The 16,779-nt window shown below is 64.2% G+C and carries 16 protein-coding genes and 1 tRNA gene; 7 read left to right on the top strand and 10 right to left on the bottom strand.

Annotation, left to right across the window (positions count from 1 at the left end; all coding sequences use genetic code 11):
- Nucleotides 1-12 precede the first annotated feature (12 nt).
- The 5 genes from ACVOMH_RS01750 to thiS all read right to left on the bottom strand — a co-directional run bounded on the left by ACVOMH_RS01750 (nucleotide 13) and on the right by thiS (nucleotide 4,558).
- Nucleotides 13-804, bottom strand: a complete 792-nt coding sequence (locus tag ACVOMH_RS01750; protein ID WP_481550839.1) for a DUF6491 family protein — start codon at nucleotides 802-804, stop codon at nucleotides 13-15.
- Nucleotides 805-882: 78 nt separating this feature from the next.
- Nucleotides 883-2,730 carry an SLC13 family permease gene (locus ACVOMH_RS01745; protein WP_481550838.1) on the bottom strand — a complete coding sequence of 616 codons (1,848 nt, stop codon included), beginning with the start codon at nucleotides 2,728-2,730 and terminating at the stop codon, nucleotides 883-885.
- Between the two features lie 30 nt (nucleotides 2,731-2,760).
- Nucleotides 2,761-3,495 carry a tRNA (guanosine(46)-N7)-methyltransferase TrmB gene (gene trmB, locus ACVOMH_RS01740; RefSeq protein ID WP_054657322.1) on the bottom strand — a complete coding sequence of 245 codons (735 nt, stop codon included), beginning with the start codon at nucleotides 3,493-3,495 and terminating at the stop codon, nucleotides 2,761-2,763.
- Nucleotides 3,495-4,289: a thiazole synthase gene (locus tag ACVOMH_RS01735; RefSeq protein ID WP_481550837.1), complete on the bottom strand. Its 795-nt coding sequence runs from the start codon at nucleotides 4,287-4,289 to the stop codon at nucleotides 3,495-3,497. Before ACVOMH_RS01735 ends, trmB begins: the two co-directional genes overlap by 1 nt.
- 68 nt (nucleotides 4,290-4,357) lie before the next feature.
- Nucleotides 4,358-4,558 carry a sulfur carrier protein ThiS gene (gene thiS / locus ACVOMH_RS01730; protein ID WP_054657339.1) on the bottom strand — a complete coding sequence of 67 codons (201 nt, stop codon included), beginning with the start codon at nucleotides 4,556-4,558 and terminating at the stop codon, nucleotides 4,358-4,360.
- Nucleotides 4,559-4,726: 168 nt separating this feature from the next.
- Here thiS and ACVOMH_RS01725 point away from each other — a divergent pair, with 168 nt between their 5' ends.
- From ACVOMH_RS01725 to ACVOMH_RS01705, 5 genes are all read left to right on the top strand, one after another.
- Nucleotides 4,727-6,526 carry an autotransporter outer membrane beta-barrel domain-containing protein gene (locus tag ACVOMH_RS01725; protein ID WP_481551144.1) on the top strand — a complete coding sequence of 600 codons (1,800 nt, stop codon included), beginning with the start codon at nucleotides 4,727-4,729 and terminating at the stop codon, nucleotides 6,524-6,526.
- 129 nt (nucleotides 6,527-6,655) lie between these two features.
- Nucleotides 6,656-6,729: transfer RNA gene (locus tag ACVOMH_RS01720), tRNA-Gly, on the top strand.
- 172 nt (nucleotides 6,730-6,901) lie between these two features.
- Nucleotides 6,902-7,777 (top strand): 30S ribosomal protein S6--L-glutamate ligase, encoded by an 876-nt coding sequence (gene rimK / locus ACVOMH_RS01715; protein ID WP_481550836.1) that lies wholly within the window; start codon nucleotides 6,902-6,904, stop codon nucleotides 7,775-7,777.
- 354 nt (nucleotides 7,778-8,131) lie between these two features.
- Complete coding sequence (locus tag ACVOMH_RS01710) at nucleotides 8,132-8,809, top strand: response regulator transcription factor (protein ID WP_054657328.1); 678 nt, start codon at nucleotides 8,132-8,134, stop codon at nucleotides 8,807-8,809.
- Nucleotides 8,802-10,136: a sensor histidine kinase gene (locus ACVOMH_RS01705; RefSeq protein WP_481523755.1), complete on the top strand. Its 1,335-nt coding sequence runs from the start codon at nucleotides 8,802-8,804 to the stop codon at nucleotides 10,134-10,136. Before ACVOMH_RS01710 ends, ACVOMH_RS01705 begins: the two co-directional genes overlap by 8 nt.
- Nucleotides 10,137-10,222: 86 nt before the next feature.
- On the opposite strand, the gene coaE is transcribed toward ACVOMH_RS01705, so the two are convergent.
- The 3 genes from coaE to ACVOMH_RS01690 all read right to left on the bottom strand — a co-directional run bounded on the left by coaE (nucleotide 10,223) and on the right by ACVOMH_RS01690 (nucleotide 13,204).
- Complete coding sequence (coaE, locus tag ACVOMH_RS01700) at nucleotides 10,223-10,834, bottom strand: dephospho-CoA kinase (RefSeq protein ID WP_481550835.1); 612 nt, start codon at nucleotides 10,832-10,834, stop codon at nucleotides 10,223-10,225.
- Nucleotides 10,835-11,073: 239 nt separating this feature from the next.
- Entirely contained in the window at nucleotides 11,074-11,937 is an 864-nt protein-coding gene (locus tag ACVOMH_RS01695; RefSeq protein WP_481550834.1) for a prepilin peptidase, read from the bottom strand.
- 7 nt (nucleotides 11,938-11,944) lie between these two features.
- Nucleotides 11,945-13,204 (bottom strand): type II secretion system F family protein, encoded by a 1,260-nt coding sequence (locus ACVOMH_RS01690; protein WP_481550833.1) that lies wholly within the window; start codon nucleotides 13,202-13,204, stop codon nucleotides 11,945-11,947.
- Between the two features lie 447 nt (nucleotides 13,205-13,651).
- On the opposite strand from ACVOMH_RS01690, the gene ACVOMH_RS01685 reads away from it, so the two are divergent.
- Together ACVOMH_RS01685 and ACVOMH_RS01680 are read left to right on the top strand one after the other, a co-directional pair.
- On the top strand, nucleotides 13,652-14,011 hold the full coding sequence (locus ACVOMH_RS01685) for a prepilin-type N-terminal cleavage/methylation domain-containing protein (RefSeq protein WP_481550832.1): 360 nt from the start codon (nucleotides 13,652-13,654) through the stop codon (nucleotides 14,009-14,011).
- 163 nt (nucleotides 14,012-14,174) lie between these two features.
- Nucleotides 14,175-14,516 (top strand): type IV pilin protein, encoded by a 342-nt coding sequence (locus tag ACVOMH_RS01680; protein ID WP_481550831.1) that lies wholly within the window; start codon nucleotides 14,175-14,177, stop codon nucleotides 14,514-14,516.
- Between the two features lie 248 nt (nucleotides 14,517-14,764).
- Here ACVOMH_RS01680 and ACVOMH_RS01675 read toward each other — a convergent pair whose 3' ends face one another.
- Both ACVOMH_RS01675 and ACVOMH_RS01670 read right to left on the bottom strand, forming a co-directional pair.
- Entirely contained in the window at nucleotides 14,765-15,463 is a 699-nt protein-coding gene (locus ACVOMH_RS01675) for a hypothetical protein (protein ID WP_481550830.1), read from the bottom strand.
- Nucleotides 15,464-16,020: 557 nt separating this feature from the next.
- Nucleotides 16,021-16,500, bottom strand: coding sequence for a hypothetical protein (locus ACVOMH_RS01670; protein ID WP_054660738.1), 480 nt, complete (start codon nucleotides 16,498-16,500; stop codon nucleotides 16,021-16,023).
- Nucleotides 16,501-16,779: the final 279 nt, after the last annotated feature.

The raw sequence follows: 16,779 nt of genomic DNA, 5'->3' as shown, positions 1-16,779 counted from the left end.
GCGGCACTGCGCTCAGGACTTGGCCGGCAGCGGGTAGACGCGGGCGATCGGGCAGCCGAAGTTCGAGGCCAGCGGCGACTGCATCAGCGGTCGCGGGATCGCGCCTTCTTCAATGAGGCCCCTGACCGGCGTGGGCTGCGCGCGCGACAGCTGCAGGCGGTCACCCGGGTGGCCGCAGACCTGGGACAGACCGACCCCAGAGAGCAGGGTCAGGGTGTCGGCATTGCTCAGATCGCCGCAGGAGCTGCCCAGCTCCAACCGGTAATAGCGGTGGCCGCCGGAGCGGCGCGGCGAGACTTCCACCACCACGCCCTGCGGGTCTTCGCTCCAGGAGCGAAGCTCGCGGGTGCCGACGCAGTAATCGCTGCTGCCAGCAAAACCGTGCCGGGTGGTCCCGGTGACGGCGACCGAGGGCAGGCTGCTGACCGGCGTGCCGGCGCGGCTGCGCAGCAGCTCGGCGTACTGGCGGTTGTCCTGGGCTTGGACCGCGGTCACCGCGCAGCTGGCGGTGGCGGTACGGATGGCTTCATCCGGGTTCCCGCAAAACCAGCCGCCCCGGGCGAGCAGACGCACCGGCTCGGTGCCGACGCCGGGGCAATCTTGCTGCAATGCCATCCGGTAGCGGCCGCCATCGGTGAGCCGCAGCGCCAGTGTGGCGGTATCGATGACCTGCACATCGTCCACCTTGCGTGCATCCATGCAGTGCGGCGCGGGCGGCTGGCTGATGTCGTTGTCCTGGGCCAATGCCGCCAGTGGCAGCAGCGACAGGGCGAGCAACAGGGACAGCGGACGGACTGAAGACATGCGGACACTCCTGGTCGGCACAACACGGCTCAGCGTGAGCCGGGGGAGCAGCGCAGGCCTCAGGGGCGCGCACTGCACTCAGAACATCAGGTTGATCATCAGTACCACAACCAGCGTGTAAATCAACGACAGCGGCGCGCCCACGCGCCACAGTTCGCGCGGCAGGTACTTGGCCGGGCCGGTGATCATCGAGATGACCGGGTTGGAGGCGGTCATCAGGTTGTTGGAGGCCGACAGCGCCACGATCAGCGCGAACGCGGTGGGATTGCCGCCTACCGCCAGCGCCAGATTCACCGCGATGGGCACCATCACGATGGTGGCGCCGACATGGCTGATCACCAGCGAGAACGCGGTGGTGAGCACGGCCAGCGCCAGCTCCAGCGCCCAGATGGGAATGCCCTGCGGCAGCTTGTCGATGGTGTGGCCGGCGATCCAGGCCGCCGCGCCACTGCTGTCCATCGCCCAGCCCAGCGGGATCAGCCCGGCCATCATGAAGATGGTTTTCCAGTTGATCGAGGCGTAGGCCTCCTCCATGCGCAGCACGCCGGTCAGCAGCATGCCGGCCACGCCGGTCAGCAGGGTCAGTGCGACCGGCAGCTTGGAAGTCAGCGCGATGATGATGGTCAGGGCGAAGATCGCCATGGCGATCTTGAACTTGTGCGGGCGCTGCTCACCCTTGGGATAGTCGGTGACCACGACGAAGTCGCGGCTTTCCGCCGCGGCGGCCAGGTCCTGCCAGATGCTGTGGAACACCAGCATGTCGCCGTTGCGCAGCGCCACGTTGCGCACGTCCTCGCGGATCACCTGCTTGTCGCGGTTGATCGCCAGCAGGCTGATGCCGCGCTCCTTGCGCAGGCGCAGCTCGCCGGCGGTCTTGCCGATCAGTTTGGAGGTCGAGGGGATGACCGCCTCGGAGATGCCGGCGCGGGCCGGATTGAACAGGTCGCCCAGGTTGCGCAGCCGCGAGGACATGCGCAGGAACTGGTTCTGGGCGAAGTCGGCCACCTGCTGCTTGGGGCCCATCGCCCCGATCACGCTGCCCACCCAGAGGCGCATGTCCGCCGGCGGTGCCAGGCGGGTGTCATCACCGGTTTTCAGGGCCAGCAGCAACGGGGCGTCGAACAGGTTCTCCGCTTCGCCCACGGTCATGCCCACCAGCGGGCTTTCGGCGGTGACCAGCAGCTCGAACACGTCGCCTTCGATGCCGTAGGCCTTGGCGAAGTAGCTCTCGGTGCGGGCCGGGGTCTGGCCGCCGTTGGCATCGTTCTCGTCCTGGGCGAGTTTGCGGTCGCCGTAAAAACGGAAGTACAGCAGCGAGGCGACCAGCAGCGCGATGCCAATGGGCAGCGGTGCGAACATGCGCAGCGGCTCGATCGTGGCGCTGCCGGAGGGCAGGTTGTTGTTGGCCGAAATCAGCAGGTCGTTGAGCAGGATCAGCGGCGAGTTGCCGACCATGGTCAGCGCACCGCCCATCACGATCGCCGCCGAAATCGGCAGCAGCAGCCGTTGCAGCGTCAGTCCGGTTCGCGAGGCCAGCCGCGAGGCGACCGGCAGGTACAGCGCCATCACCGACGGGTTCTGCATGAACGAGGAGTTCAGGCCGGCGGTGGCGCTGGTCAACAGCAGCAGCCGCTGCTCCAGCCCGTGCGAGCGCCGCAGCAGCCAGCCGGCCAGCCGGTTCAGCGCGCCGGTGCGGTCCAGTCCGGCGCCGAGGATGGTGGTGGCGATGATGCTCATCACCGCGTTGCCGGAGAAACCGCCGAAGATCTCCTCCGGCGCGATCAGCCCGGTGACGCCCAGCACCACCATGACCACCAGCGCCACCACATCGGCGCGGATGCGTTCGAACAGGAACATCGCCATCGTGAAACCGACCAGCCCGAGGACGAGCTTCATGTCGGTGGTCAGCGTGAGCGCGGTATCCATGGGGTGAGGGCGTTCCTGTCGGTGTCTGCGTCAGACCTTGTCGTACAGCAGGTCCCAGACGCCATGGCCGAGTTTCTGGCCGCGGGTCTCGAAGTGGGTCTGCGGGCGCCAGTCCGGCCGCGGCACATGGCCACGCGGGCCGGCCCGGTTGACCAGCCCGGCGGTGGCATCGAGCACGTCCCACATGTGTTCGGCGTAGGGCTCCCAGTCGGTGGCCAGGTGCAGGCGGCCGCCGCTGCGCAGCTTGCGCACCAGCAGCTGGGCGAACTCCGGCTGCACCAGACGGCGCTTGTTGTGGCGCTTCTTGTGCCACGGATCGGGGAAGTAGATGCGCACTTCATCCAGCGCGCCATCGGCGATCTCGTGGTTGAGCACTTCCACTGCGTCGTGGTGGTAGACCTTGGCGTTGGTCGCCTTGTCGGCCACCAGGTCGTTGAGCAGGCGGCCGACGCCCGGCGCGTGCACTTCCAGGCCGATGTAATCACGGCTGGTGTCAAAGCCGGCGGCAAAGCGCAGCGCGGCGCCATTGCCGGTGCCGATCTCCATCACCTTCGGCGCGTCGCGCCCGAACAGCGCGTTCAGATCACGCGGTTGGCCACTGTAGTCGATGCCGAAGTGCGGCCACGCATCGTCGAACGCGCGCTGCTGGGCGGGGGTGAAACGGCCCTGGCGCAGCACGAAGCTGCGCACGGCGCGATGGCCTTCCTCGACGGTGAAGGGCTTGGGCGGGGCCTTGGAGCCGGCGCTTTCAAAAGGATTGGTCATCAGCCGATCACCCCTTCCAGTGGCGAGGAGGCGCTGGCGTAGCGCTTGCGCGGGATGCGTCCGGCCAGGAACGCCTCGCGGCCGGCTTCCACGGCCTTGCGCATCGCGCCGGCCATCAGCACCGGGTTGCGGGCACCGGCGATGGCGGTGTTCATCAGCACGCCGTCGCAGCCCAGCTCCATCGCGATGGCCGCGTCCGAGGCGGTGCCGACGCCGGCATCGACAATGATCGGCACCTTGGCGTTTTCGATGATCTCGATCAGGTTGTACTTGTTCTGGATACCCAGCCCGGAGCCGATCGGCGCGGCCAGCGGCATCACCGCGGCGCAGCCGATCTCTTCCAGGCGCTTGGCCAGGATCGGGTCATCGGAGGTGTAGACCATCACGTGGAAGCCGTCCTTGACCAGCAGCTCGGCGGCCTTGAGCGTCTGGATCACGTCCGGGTACAGGGTCTTCTGGTCGCCCAGCACCTCGAGCTTGGTCAGGTTGTGGCCGTCGAGCAGCTCGCGTGCCAGCCGGCAGGTGCGCACCGCGTCCTCGGCGGTGTAGCAGCCGGCGGTGTTGGGAAGGATGGTGAATCGCTCCGGCGGCAGCACGTCGAGCAGGTTGGGCTCGCCCGGGGTCTGGCCGATGTTGGTACGACGGATGGCTACGGTGACGATCTGGGCGCCAGCGGCCTCGGTGGCCAGGCGGGTTTCCTCCAGATCCTTGAACTTGCCGGTGCCGGTCAGCAGCCGGGAGGAATAGGTCTTGCCGGCGATGACCAGCGAATCGGTTGGGACAGGTGCATTCATTGCCGAATTATCACCCATCGTGCCTGCGCTTGCCGTGCGGCCGGTGGCAATCCAGCGCCGATGCGCGCTCAGCCGCCACCGAGCGCGTGCACGATCTCGACCCGGTCCGCTTCGTGCAGCAGGCGGGTGGGGTGCTGGCTGCGCGGGATGATCTCGCCGTTGATCTCCACGGCGACGCGACGCTCGGCCAGGCCTTCGGCGCTGAGCAGTCCGGTGACGGTCAGGGGAGCATGGATCTGGCGGGGTTCGCCGTTGAGCTGGATGTTCATACGGCCATTTTCGCCAGTGCGCGGACAAATGCCCAGCCGCATGCGGCAGCGCAGCGTGTACCTCTTACGGTTGAATGAAAAACTAACACCGTGCGGGGGCGTACGCCGCCCGTTCTTTCACACCAGGAGTTCCTCATGTCCCATTTCTTCCGTCCGCTGCGTTCGGCCATGGCGCTGGCCATCGCGCTGGCTGCCGTGCCCGCAATGGCGCAGTCGCCGTATTCCAAGACGGTGTTCTTCGGCGACAGCCTGACCGACAGCGGCTATTTCCGCCCGATCCTGGTCAAGGCCGATCCCAATGCGAGCCTGGTCGGTCGTTTCACCACCAACCCGGGCTGGGTCTGGGCGGAACATCTGGCCGATCATTACGGCACCAACGCCTCGGCCAACGGCAACGGCCAGACCGGTGACAACTACGCCGCCGGTGGCGCGCGGGTCGGCGTGGATGTGGACAACCCGCTCAACCCGCTGCTGCCGAAGGTGCCGTCGATGAAGGCGCAGACCGCCGCCTACCTCGCCGCCAATGGGGGCAAGGCCGATGCAAATGCGCTGTATACCGTATGGGGCGGGGCCAACGACCTGTTCGCGGTGCAGAAGGCGCCGGCCCAGGCCGCGGCGATCATCGGTGCGGCGGTGACCGACCAGATCGGTATCGTCGGTTCCCTGAAGGGCGCGGGCGCCCAGTACGTGATGGTGCCGAACCTGCCTGATATCGGCCTGACCCCGGCCTCGGTCGCCGGCGGGCCGCTGGCGATGGCGCAAGGCACCGCGCTGGCCAAGAGCTACAACGATGCGCTGTTCGGCGGTCTCAAGCAGGCGGGCCTGCAGGTGATCCCGGTCGATACGTTCCACCTGCTGCAGGAAATCGTTGCCGACTACCGCAGCTACGGCTTCGTCAATGCGACCCAGCCGGCCTGCCTCGGCGCCTCCTCGCTGACCTGCACGCCGCCGACCTCGGTTGCGCCGAACGCCGCCAGTACCTACGTGTTCGCCGATGGCGTGCATCCGAGCACGGCGACCCACGCGATGCTGGGCCAGTACGCCATCTCGCTGCTGGAGGCGCCGCGCTTCCAGCAGGTCCTGAGCCATTCGGCGCAGACCGTCGGCCGTGCACGCGCCGACCAGGTCAGTGGCCACCTCGGTGCCCGTCCGGCCGATGGCATGAGCTGGTGGGGTGGCGTGCGCGGTGATATGCAGCGTTACGACCATGCCGATCTGTATGACGGCATGGCGCCAGCGGGCCTGTTCGGTATCGACTGGGCGCGCGATGGCATGGTTGTCGGTGGCTTTGCCGGCTACGGCCGTATGGATGCCGATTTCGGCAACAGCAACGGCGACTTTACCCAGACCGACACCTCGCTGGGCCTGTTCGCCGGCTGGTATGGCGAACGGGCGTGGGTCAATGGCCAGGTCAGCTACAGCTGGCTGGGCTATGACGTGACCCGCAACGTGCAGCTGGGGCCGGTGACGCGCAAGCACACCGGCTCGCCGGACGGCAGCAACCTGACCGCCGCGCTCAACGCCGGCTACGAGTTCGGCCAGGAAGGCGGCTTCCGCCACGGTCCGGTGGCCGGCGTGGTCTGGCAGCAGGTGAAGCTGGACGGCTACACCGAGAGCAATGCCAGCGCCACCGCGCTCGGCTACGAGGACCAGGATGCCGATTCGACCGTGGGCCGTCTCGGCTGGCAGGCACGGTTTGAGGGCGGTGCCGTGCAGCCGTACGCGCAGCTCACCTGGGACCACGAGTTCGAAGACGGCGCGCAGGCCGGTGCATGGCTGCAGACCATGACCGATGTGGGCGTCTACAAGGTGCCGGGGCTGGCGTTCGACCGCAATTACGCCACCGCGGTGATGGGCGCGCGTATGAACCTGTGGGGCCTGAACAGCAACATCGGCCTGAGCACCACCACCGCGCAGAAGTCCGCGCGTGATGTGACCCTGTTTGCCAGCTTCAGCGGCAGCTTCTGATCCAACCGGGTCGTGAACAGAAGGCGGTGTCGCTGTGGCGGCACCGCCTTCCTGTTGTCCGAAACCTCTCATACGGGGTCGTTGCCCGTTGCGCTGCGGGGGTCGCCGCGCATAGACTTGCCGCCTGATGCGGGTGTAGCTCAATGGTAGAGCAGAAGCTTCCCAAGCTTACGACGAGGGTTCGATTCCCTTCACCCGCTCCACTGTGCCTCGCGCACCTGTTCCTGGCATAGGACGCCACCGGCGCCGGCCTTTCTGTTCGATCTTCTGTTTGTCATCGTGGCCTTGCGCACAACGGGTTGAAGACCTGTGTCCGGCTTCATCCGGGCATGCAGTCGCGCGCTATGCTGCGCGCCTTTCCCCTGCATCGCCGCGATGAAACTCGCCATCCTCTCCCGCAACAGCAAGCTCTATTCCACCCGGCGTCTGGTCGAGGCGGCGCGCACACGTGGGCACACGGTGAGGATTCTCGATCCGCTGCGCTGCTACATGCGCATCACCGCAGGCGGTTTCAGCATGCATTACAAGGGCAAGCCGCTGACCGGCTTCGATGCGGTGATCCCGCGCATCGGCGCGTCCATCACCCGTTATGGCACCGCCGTGCTGCGCCAGTTCGAGATGATGGGCACGCGCACCCCCAATCCTTCCGACGCGATCCTGCGTGCCCGCGACAAGTTGCGGGCCCACCAGCTGCTGGCGGTCAAGGGCATCGACATGCCGGTGACGGTGTTTGGCGACAACCCCGACGACACCGACGATCTGCTGTCCATGCTTGGGCCGCCGCCGCACGTGGTGAAGCTCAGCGAGGGCACCCAGGGCCGCGGGGTGATCCTCACCGAGAAGCTCAGCGCGTCCAAGGGCACGGTCGAGGCCCTGCGCGGCCTGTATGCCAACTTCCTGGTGCAGGAATTCATTGCCGAGGCCCAGGGCGCCGACCTGCGCTGTCTGGTGGTGGGCGACCGCGTGGTGGCGACCATGCGTCGCCAGGCCCAGGACGGTGACTTCCGCTCCAATCTTCATGCCGGCGGTACCGCCGAGCCGGTGACCAGCAGCAAGGCCGAGCAGCTGGTCGCGGTGCGTTCGGCACGTGCGCTCGGGCTGGGGATCGCGGGTGTGGACCTGATCCGCTCCGCGCGTGGGCCGCTGGTGCTGGAGGTCAATTCGACCCCGGGACTGGAGGGCATCGAGAGCGTGTCCGGCCGGGACGTGGCCGGGCAGATGATCGACTACGTGACCCAGCTCAAGCGTTGACGACGCGCTGCGATTTGTTTGCATGGTTTTAACAACGCTTTAATCCACCCACACCTACGCTGTTGCCACTGTACCCAGCCCTCCTCAGTGGGTCCGGTGATCGGGAATCTTCAGGCCCTGGCGGTTTTCGTCAGGGCCTTGTTTTTTGTGACAGGAAGGTTCTTGTTGGTGGCGCCAGCGACTGGGTACAGTGCGGAGGTGTGGCGGCAAGGTACCAGGGGCGAGTTAGACTGCGGCACTGGATGGTCGATGAATGAGGGTCATCAGGTGGTATCAGTCAGCGCTTCGATACTGAACCAAGCCAGCGCCTTCCTGTCGAACAACCCATTGTGATCCCCAAAGGGGCATTTAACCGTGCGAATTCTTGTAATCGAAGACAACAGCGACATCGCCGCCAACCTGGGGGATTACCTCGAGGATCGCGGGCATACGGTGGACTTCGCCGCCGATGGCGTCACCGGCCTGCACCTGGCAGTGGTGCATGATTTCGACGCGATCGTGCTCGATCTCAATCTGCCGGGTATGGATGGCATCGAGGTCTGCCGCAAGCTGCGCAACGATGCCCGCAAGCAGACGCCGGTGCTGATGCTTACCGCACGTGATTCGTTGGACAACAAATTGGCCGGGTTCGACTCTGGCGCTGACGACTACCTGATCAAGCCGTTCGCGTTGCAGGAGGTGGAGGTGCGGCTCAATGCGCTTTCGCGTCGTGGCAAGGGCACGCACACGCGGGTGCTGGACGTCGGTGAGCTGGAGTACAACCTCGACACGCTGGAAGTGCGTCGCCAAGGCAAGCTGCTGCAGCTCAATCCCACCGCGCTGAAGATTCTACAGGCGCTGATGGAAGCCTCGCCGGCGGTAGTGACCCGGCAGGAACTGGAAACCCGCGTCTGGGGCGAAGAGTTGCCCGACTCGGACTCGCTGCGTGTGCATATCCATGGTTTGCGCGCGGTGGTGGACAAGCCGTTTGACGTGCCGATGATCCAGACCCGTCACGGCATCGGGTACCGCATCGCCGCTCCCGATGCCTGAAAGCGCATTGCCTGAGCCTGTCCGCAAGCGGGGGCGCTACCGCCGTCGTCTGCGCAGTCGCATCATTGTCTCGTTCGTGCTGTTGGGCTTCTGCCTGACCGCGCTGTTCGCGTTCGCCACCAACTGGGCGCGGATGCGGGTGGAAAACCAGCTGGTCGAAGATGTGATGAACCGGAACCTGGATGCCTCCTGGCAGAGCTACATCCAGAGTGGTGGACGCGATGTGGTGGCGCCGGTCCAGCAGATGCGCGCGTTCCTGTTCCGGCCGGACAAACTGGAGGGCCTGCGCCGGGACTATCCGGAGTGGGAGCATCTTGAAGATGGCATCCACAATTTCAGTGGCCAGGATGCCGAGGGCAATCCGTTCTCCTACAAGGTCGGCGTGCGCAAGACCGACGATGCCTGGTTCTTCATCGCCTATGACATGGGCCAGGCGTTACGCGGCGAGCAGCAGCTCAAGCGCGCGCTGTTCCTGTCGGTGATCGTCTTCAGCCTGCTGTCGTGGGTGCTGGGCTGGTGGTCGGCGTCACGGGTGATGCGGCCGGTGTCGGATCTTGCGGCGCGCCTGCGGGCCTATCGTGGCGGGAACCAGCATCCCGAGCCGCTCGCCCCGCGTTTCCCCGACGACGAAGTGGGGCAGCTGGCCGAGGCGCTGGACGACTATTCGGCGCGCCTGACCGAGGTGGTGCAGCGCGACCGGGAGTTCAATGCCGATGTCAGCCATGAACTGCGTACGCCGCTGGCAGTGATCCGTGGCGCCACCGAGCTGCTCCTTTCGCGGCCCGGACTGGATGAGAAGGTATTGCAGCGTCTGCAGCGCATCCAGCGGGCCGAGCAGCAGTGCAGTGATCTGATCGGCTCGCTGCTGCTGCTCTCGCGCAACGAGCGCGGGCAGGGTTGCAGCAACGTGGCGCGGGTGGGTGAGCAGTTGCTGGAATCCCATCGTGCGCAGCTGGGAGGCAAGCCGCTGGAGCTCAAGCTCGAAGGCAATCGCGAACTGGTGGTGGATGCGCCGGAATCCGCGTTGTCGGTCGCGCTGGGCAATCTGGTGGGCAATGCGGTGAAGTATTCGCAGGAAGGCCAAGTGCTGATCCGCGTCCTGGACAATGCCGTCGAGGTCATCGACAGCGGCCCGGGCCTGAGCGAGAAAGATGCGGCGAGCCTGTTCCAGCGCGGCTATCGCGGTACCCATGCCGGCCATTCGCAGGGCGGTGGTATCGGCCTGTCCATCGTCAGTCGCCTGTGCGCCCTTTACGGATGGCAGGTGCAGATCCGGCCGGGTGAGGTGCGCGGGGTGATTGCAACGCTGACATTCACGCCGGGCTGAGTGGCTTCCGGCGTTGCCGGGTACGGCCCGAATGGGCAGGCGGGAATGCGATGCGGCTGAAGCCCGGTACTGTGTGCGGGAATCGCCTAGCGCTGCGCAAGTTGCCGATACAGGCGGTCCAGCTGTTCCACCTGGGGTTGCAGGTGTTCGGGTGTTCCCTCATTGACGATGATGTCATCGGCCAGTGCCAGCCGCTGTGCGCGGGTGGCCTGGGCCTGGATCATGCGCTGCGCGAGCGCTTCGTCGATGCTGTCGCGACGGCGCAAGCGTGACAGCTGGCAGGTCTCGGGCGTGTCTATCACCAGAACGCGATCCAGCCAGGGATAGCCGGAGCGGCCGCCGGCCTCGGTCAGCAAGGGGATTGCAGCAATCGCATAGGGGCTTTGCGCCGCTTCACAGAGGGCTTTCAAGCGTGCGCGTATCGCCGGGTGGGTGATGGCTTCAAGCGCCCGCCGCTCTACGGGATCGGCGAACACGCGCCGGCGCAGCCAGGCGCGATCAAGGCCGCCGTCGGATTGAAGTGCCTCGGGGCCAAACCGTTCGACAATCTCCTCCAGCGCCGGACTGCCCACGGCAACGACGTCGCGCGCGGCGATGTCGGCATCGGCCACGGTGATGCCAAGGGCCTCGAAGCGGCGACTGACTTCACTCTTGCCCGAGGCGATGCCTCCGGTCAGGCCAACGATGAAGGTGCTCATATGCGTGCCCGCCGGAACTGTTAACAGTGTAGGAGCGACGTGAATCGCGACAAAGGGCATTACCCGTAGCGACGGGGCTTCACCCGCGGTGGGCAACCGGCCTGCGGGACCCTCGGCTGCAAAGCTTCCGCAGCGCCGGGCAAGGCCCGGCGGGGAGCTTCCCCGGCCATTCTCCCCTGCTCGATAAAGGCAGAGGCGATGGTCCCCACATCGCCCACTTCACCCACAAAAACAGAAGATCAGGCCAAGCCGGCAATGCGCATATAGCCGTCAATCATCTGGTCGCCCCACATGAAGACCAGCCAGCCGGCAATCGCGAGGTAGGGGCCGAACGGGATTGGCGTGGCACGGTCGCGACCGCGCGAGTACAGCCAGATCGAGCCAACAATCGCCCCTACCAGCGAGGACAGCAGGATGATCGGCAGGATGCCCTTCAATCCGCACCAGGCGCCGAGCGCGGCCAACAGTTTGAAGTCGCCATGGCCCATGCCTTCCTTGCCGGTGATCTGCTTGAACAGCCACCACACCGTCCACAGCGACAGGTAGCCCACCGCCGCGCCGATCAAGGCCGGTTTGGCCGGGATGTACAGGCTGTCCATGCTGCCGATCAGGCCCAGCCACATCAGCGGCAGGGTCAGTTGATCGGGCAACAGCTGGGTGCGCAGGTCGATGCCCGACAGCGCCACCAGGAAGCAGCTGAGCACAATCGCGCCAAAACCCTGCCAGCCGAAGCCGAACTGCCACACGCTGGCCAGCACCATCAGTGCAGTGACCAGTTCCACAATCGGGTACTGGATCGAGATCGGAGCCAGGCAATGGCGGCACTTGCCGCGCTGGATCAACCAGCTGAACAGCGGGATGTTCTCGTACCAGCTGAGCTTGTGCTTGCAGTTCGGACAGTGCGAAGGCTCGACGACGATCCCCGGCGGCGGCGGCTCGTAGATGTCCGGCTCCTCCAGGATCTCGCGCGCATCGCGCTTCCACTGCCACTCCATGCGCTTGGGCAGGCGCAGTATCACCACATTGAGGAAGCTGCCGACCAGCAGCCCCAGCCCGGCGGCGAGGGGGTAGCCCAGGCCGGGGTTCTGGTCGAGAAATGCCATGAATCAGTTATCCAACGGTGGAGGCGAGTTTGAAGATAGGCAGGTACATGCCGACAACCATGCCACCGACTACGGTGCCGATGAAGACCATGATCATTGGCTCCAGCAGGCTGCTCAGCGCATCCACCGCGTTGTTCACTTCCTGCTCGAAATACTCGGCCACCTTGAACAGCATGGTGTCCAGTGCGCCGGCCTCTTCGCCGATGGCGGTCATCTGTACCACCATATGTGGAAACAGGTTCACCTGTTTCATCGCCATGTTGACCGGGTAGCCCACCGAAACGTCGTCGCGCATCCGCAGAACGGCTTCCTCATATATCTTGTTGCCAGTTGCGCCAGCAACGATACCTAGGGCTTCCACTAGGGGCACACCGGCCTTGAACGTGACAGCCGTCGTCCGGGAGAAACGTGCAATCGCGCTGTTGTTCATGATCTGGCCGATCACAGGAACCTTGAGAATGATGCGGTCAAGTGCATGCTGCATTTGCGGAGAGCGCTTGTACATGAAGCTGATGCCACCAACCGTCAGAACGACCAGTAGCAGGATCGCCCACCACCACCCGACCATGAAGTCGGACGCAGTGACAATCATTTGAGTAAATACGGGCAGGTCGGTGCCGAAGCTCTTGAAGATGTCTTCGAACTGGGGGACGACCCAAATCAAAAGGATCGAGCTGACTAGAAGGGCGACTGCGATCACCATCGCTGGATAGAACAGGGCTTTCTTGATCTTGCCCTTCAGGGTCTCCAGGTTTTCCTGGTAATTGGCGATGGTCTCCAACACGGTTTCCAGCACACCTGCACCTTCGCCGGCGCGCACCAGGTTGCGGTACAGCTCGTCGAACTGCACCGGGTGCTTGCTGATGGCTTCATACAGCGAGGAGCCGCCTTCCAGATCCGCGCGGATCGTGCCCACCAGCTTGGCCATGCGCGGATTCTTGTGGCCACCGCCGATAATTTCCAGCGCGCTGACGATCGGTACACCGGATTTCATCATCGTCGCCATCTGGCGGCTGAAGAAGGCGATGTCCTTCGCTTTGACCGCGTGGCCGGCAGCGCCGAAGAACGGCTTGGGCTTGGGTTTCACCACCGTTGGATTGATGCCCTGGCGGCGAAGCTCCGCGCGGAGCAGGTTGACGTTCTTGGCGTCCTGCTCGCCTTTCATCTTGACGCCGCGCTTGTCTGTTCCCTCCCAGACAAACGGCTGCATCTGGCTGGTGCTGCGCGCAGCCGGCTCTTTGGCGATCGCGTTACGAGTTGCGGACATATCTCTGGGCTCCCCAGCCAGCCCTCCCCGGGCCGGCGACCTTCGCATGGTATCCGTAACGGCTTGCTGCGGCATCCCGTCTGCCGAAATAGGCGAAGCCCGTCACGTCGGCAGCTCCCAGCTGCCCCCGCGGCGTTTCACCAATCCGCTGCCGGCCTAACTCTCCCGCTATAGAGGCTGTGGGGGAAGCATCGCGCCATCTAGCAATGTTCTTGGGCGTGTTATGTCTTGCTCCATTCGTCACAACCTGACGCACCGCGTCACTTTGCGGGCCGGTTCGCACTACGTTGATGCGGGGCTTCCAATCTGCGGCGTTGCTGCCATCATTGCCACGGGGAGTAGGAGCGCTGTTCAGATAGTTGGCATGCAACCTGCTTTGTAACCCCATGCGGGGCAGGCGTGGTGCCTGCAACCATGTTCACAATCCAACCTCTAGGGGATGTACTCATGAAGAAGCAGCAGGGCTTTACCCTGATCGAACTGATGATCGTGGTCGCGATCATTGCCATCCTGTCGGCCATCGCACTGCCGGCCTACAACAACTACCGTGTCAAGTCGGCAGACAACGCCTGCATGGGCGAAGCCAAGGCCTACATGAACTCGTGGGTATCCGCCGTGAAGGGTGACATGGATCCGCTTCCGACCTACACCGCCGCTGCTTGCAATGCAGGTACTGCGCCTGCTGCAGCTAACGCAGAGAAGGATCCGGTGGATTACGCTGCTACCTTTACTGCAAAGGATCCGGGTGGCAAGACTGTCCAGTGCTCGGAGCAGACCGCAACCTGCCGATTCGCTGCTGGCCCCTGATCCGCTGGCGTTGCATTGAGTCAGACAAACCCCGCTTAGGCGGGGTTTGTTTTTCTGGGGAGGAGCAATGCATATGGACTGTCAATTAGAATCGGTTGTCGGTTGGCGTCAATTGGCACGGTCCTTGCTGTTGATTAGGTTGGGGAATTAAGGGGGTATCAATATGCGTCGTTCCGCATCTGGCTTCACTTTGATTGAGCTGATGATTGTCGTGGCGATCATCGCCATCCTGTCATCAATAGCCCTGCCTGCTTACAATAAATACCGGGTAAAGGCGGCGGAAAATGCCTGTATGGCCGAGGCCAAGGCTTATGCGAACAGTGCGCTGGCTGTGCTCTATGGGGATGAAATACCGTCCACGGCAGTCGCCCAAGCATGCGCCACGATCACTGGTGGCACAGCTATCGGGACGGCGGTGACGGCGACCCCGCAATCACCTGGAACCCGTACGGTCACCTGCCAGATGGACGGAACCAGTGGCGATGGCAGTTGCGTGCTGAATTGAATGGGTGTCCGCCTCTCATGAGCGGGCGCCCTTAATGCAGGCGCAAAAATCGATTCTGCGCCTGGATGGCCGACCCAAGTGATCACCTTCCTGAGTAGTTGTTTGGCGGGTCACGGGGATAAGTGGCTTGTCATGGTTTCACTCGTTGAACAGGTTGCGGAATGTCCGGCGGCGAGTGTCGACCTTGGCAGGTGTGCGGCGAAAGGCGTTGTTATTCGGTATTGACTGTCAAGCCTTTGCACATTACGTCAGTAGGTAACAGCCTTTACTGGCATACCGGTATCGGCATTTAGCACCATGCGTCCCTGCCCGTGTGTTGCGACGATGGGGAGACTCCGGAACATCACCGGGTTACCCGGTTCGGCAGGCAATGCATCGGCATTGCTTGGCGTTGCGTTGGATAGCAGTTGCGGGACTGTTTCTGCATAAGGCAGGTACCAGCGGGGCTGCTGCTCCCTGTCCATGCCGGTGTTCAGAAACGCGGAAAGCACAGACTGCTGGTCGCTGCCTGCGGCTCCCTGTTGCAGCCCCACCAGGATTGGGCGTCCGGATGAAGGGTGTGACCACTCGGGTCGGGCCGCCTGCTTCAGGGCGGTCTCACTGACTTCATTGGCAAGTACCACCGCCATGCGCACACCGCTGGCCACCACAAATACCGGTCGTGATTGCCATAGCGTATACAGGCCGACGCCGAGGAAGCCCATTTGCAGCAGGCCGATCACGGCCAGATCAAACCGCAGGGTTTTTTTGCCCTGTCTGTAGGTGATGAGGGTCAGCAGTGGGCCCGTTGCGAACTGCACGCCTGCCAGAATGGCCAACAGCGGTAGGACCCCGGAAATACGATAGATGCCCCACGGGTGCCAGAGCGGCACGACAACGGCGGCGATCAGGCCGATCAGCGCCAGGCTGAGCAGGGAATGCAGGGCGGCGGCTTTGTAGCGGGTCATCGGCGGTGTGGGCTTGGGAGCGGGAGTGCAGCATGCCTGAATGGCGAGGCGTGCGGGAGCGTGGGGGACAGTGCCGCCGCATCACCCGCATCGCACTGGTCGGGTTGTCATAGTCCCGGCACAGATCGCGGGCGACTCTGTCATCCGCTATAGGGGAGCCCCGGGTGTCGCTTGAGGCTGTGAGTTGCTCCGATGAGGTTATTTGCTTGCCGGATGCGGCTTTTTGCCTGTCGCACAAGGCTTTTTATCTGTCACGTGAGGCTTTTTGCCCGTCGGTTAAGGCTGTTTGCCTGACGCGTGAGGTTTTTTGCTGCTCTGTTGAGGCTTTTTGCCTGACGGCTAAGGCTTTTTGTCTGTCACGTGAGGCTTTTTGCTTGTCGGCTGAGGTTTTTTGTTACGACGTTCACGCTTCTGGAGGCTCCGCGGCGGTGTGGAGTGGCCGTGCTCAGCCCGCCGCGTGGTTTTCAGCATGCGCGACCGGTATTTCCGCTTTATCGGGAATAAAACAGGCCGCCCGCAGGCGGCCTGTGCATGACGACGCGGGGAGGGGCCCGGTGTTACGCCGGTTCCGGCACCTTGCCGCCGCGGCGCTGGCCCTTCTTGAAGCGGACCCCCAGCTCGTTGCGCAAGGCATCAAGGCCCTTGTCACGGCCGGAGACCTTGAGCTGGTTGTAGCCTTCCAGGGCCACGTTCATGACATCGCTGCCCAAGGCCATTTCGGTATCCGAGGCGCGGCTGCACAGCCGGTTGAGCCGGTCCAGAATGGGGCGCAACTGGTCGATCCCCTGCAGGTCGGCTTTGGCGCCGGGCAGTTCCGCAGCCAGGCTGGGCGGAATGATGTCCGGGTTCTGTTCCAGCGCTTCCAGTGCGCGCCGGGCAAACACTTCCGAGCCCGGGCCCATCTTGAACAGGCGTTGGCGCTGTTGCGGCTGCATGGCGGTGAGCTGGACCAGCTCGTTCTCCAGGTTGAGCAGCAGCTCGTTGATGCGGGTGACCTGATCCGCCGGCAGCACCAGCGTGGCTTTGCTTTGTCCCATTCCGGTATCCCTTCGATGAAAACCATCGGCTGATGGCAGGGCCTATTGCGGGTGTTGATGCGGCCTCCGGGTATCGGAGTTTGCCGGTATCGGGTCGTCGACAATGCCCCGTTCTGTTGTCGGGTAATTCCGACGCGGGCGTAGGAAATGGACGCGGATCGGCATCGGAATACTGCCCGATGCGCCGGACTGCGCGTGAATGGATAATGCCGGCCCGCGTCGTCGCCTCGAAGCAGGCCGGCAGGCGCACCTCCCTTCCAGAAACAGCCTGTAGCCCGG

It is taken from the genome of Stenotrophomonas sp. STEN013 (assembly GCF_056760355.1).
This window is presented reverse-complemented; position numbering and strand designations above follow the sequence as displayed.

Coding starts and splice junctions, on each gene's coding strand:
- ACVOMH_RS01750 (WP_481550839.1), bottom strand. CDS start 804: ATGTCTTCAGTCCGTCCGCTGTCCCTGTTGCTCGCCCTGTCGCTGCTG.
- ACVOMH_RS01745 (WP_481550838.1), bottom strand. CDS start 2,730: ATGGATACCGCGCTCACGCTGACCACCGACATGAAGCTCGTCCTCGGG.
- trmB (WP_054657322.1), bottom strand. CDS start 3,495: ATGACCAATCCTTTTGAAAGCGCCGGCTCCAAGGCCCCGCCCAAGCCC.
- ACVOMH_RS01735 (WP_481550837.1), bottom strand. CDS start 4,289: ATGAATGCACCTGTCCCAACCGATTCGCTGGTCATCGCCGGCAAGACC.
- thiS (WP_054657339.1), bottom strand. CDS start 4,558: ATGAACATCCAGCTCAACGGCGAACCCCGCCAGATCCATGCTCCCCTG.
- ACVOMH_RS01725 (WP_481551144.1), top strand. CDS start 4,727: ATGGCGCTGGCCATCGCGCTGGCTGCCGTGCCCGCAATGGCGCAGTCG.
- rimK (WP_481550836.1), top strand. CDS start 6,902: ATGAAACTCGCCATCCTCTCCCGCAACAGCAAGCTCTATTCCACCCGG.
- ACVOMH_RS01705 (WP_481523755.1), top strand. CDS start 8,802: ATGCCTGAAAGCGCATTGCCTGAGCCTGTCCGCAAGCGGGGGCGCTAC.
- coaE (WP_481550835.1), bottom strand. CDS start 10,834: ATGAGCACCTTCATCGTTGGCCTGACCGGAGGCATCGCCTCGGGCAAG.
- ACVOMH_RS01695 (WP_481550834.1), bottom strand. CDS start 11,937: ATGGCATTTCTCGACCAGAACCCCGGCCTGGGCTACCCCCTCGCCGCC.
- ACVOMH_RS01690 (WP_481550833.1), bottom strand. CDS start 13,204: ATGTCCGCAACTCGTAACGCGATCGCCAAAGAGCCGGCTGCGCGCAGC.
- ACVOMH_RS01685 (WP_481550832.1), top strand. CDS start 13,652: ATGAAGAAGCAGCAGGGCTTTACCCTGATCGAACTGATGATCGTGGTC.
- ACVOMH_RS01680 (WP_481550831.1), top strand. CDS start 14,175: ATGCGTCGTTCCGCATCTGGCTTCACTTTGATTGAGCTGATGATTGTC.
- ACVOMH_RS01675 (WP_481550830.1), bottom strand. CDS start 15,463: ATGACCCGCTACAAAGCCGCCGCCCTGCATTCCCTGCTCAGCCTGGCG.
- ACVOMH_RS01670 (WP_054660738.1), bottom strand. CDS start 16,500: ATGGGACAAAGCAAAGCCACGCTGGTGCTGCCGGCGGATCAGGTCACC.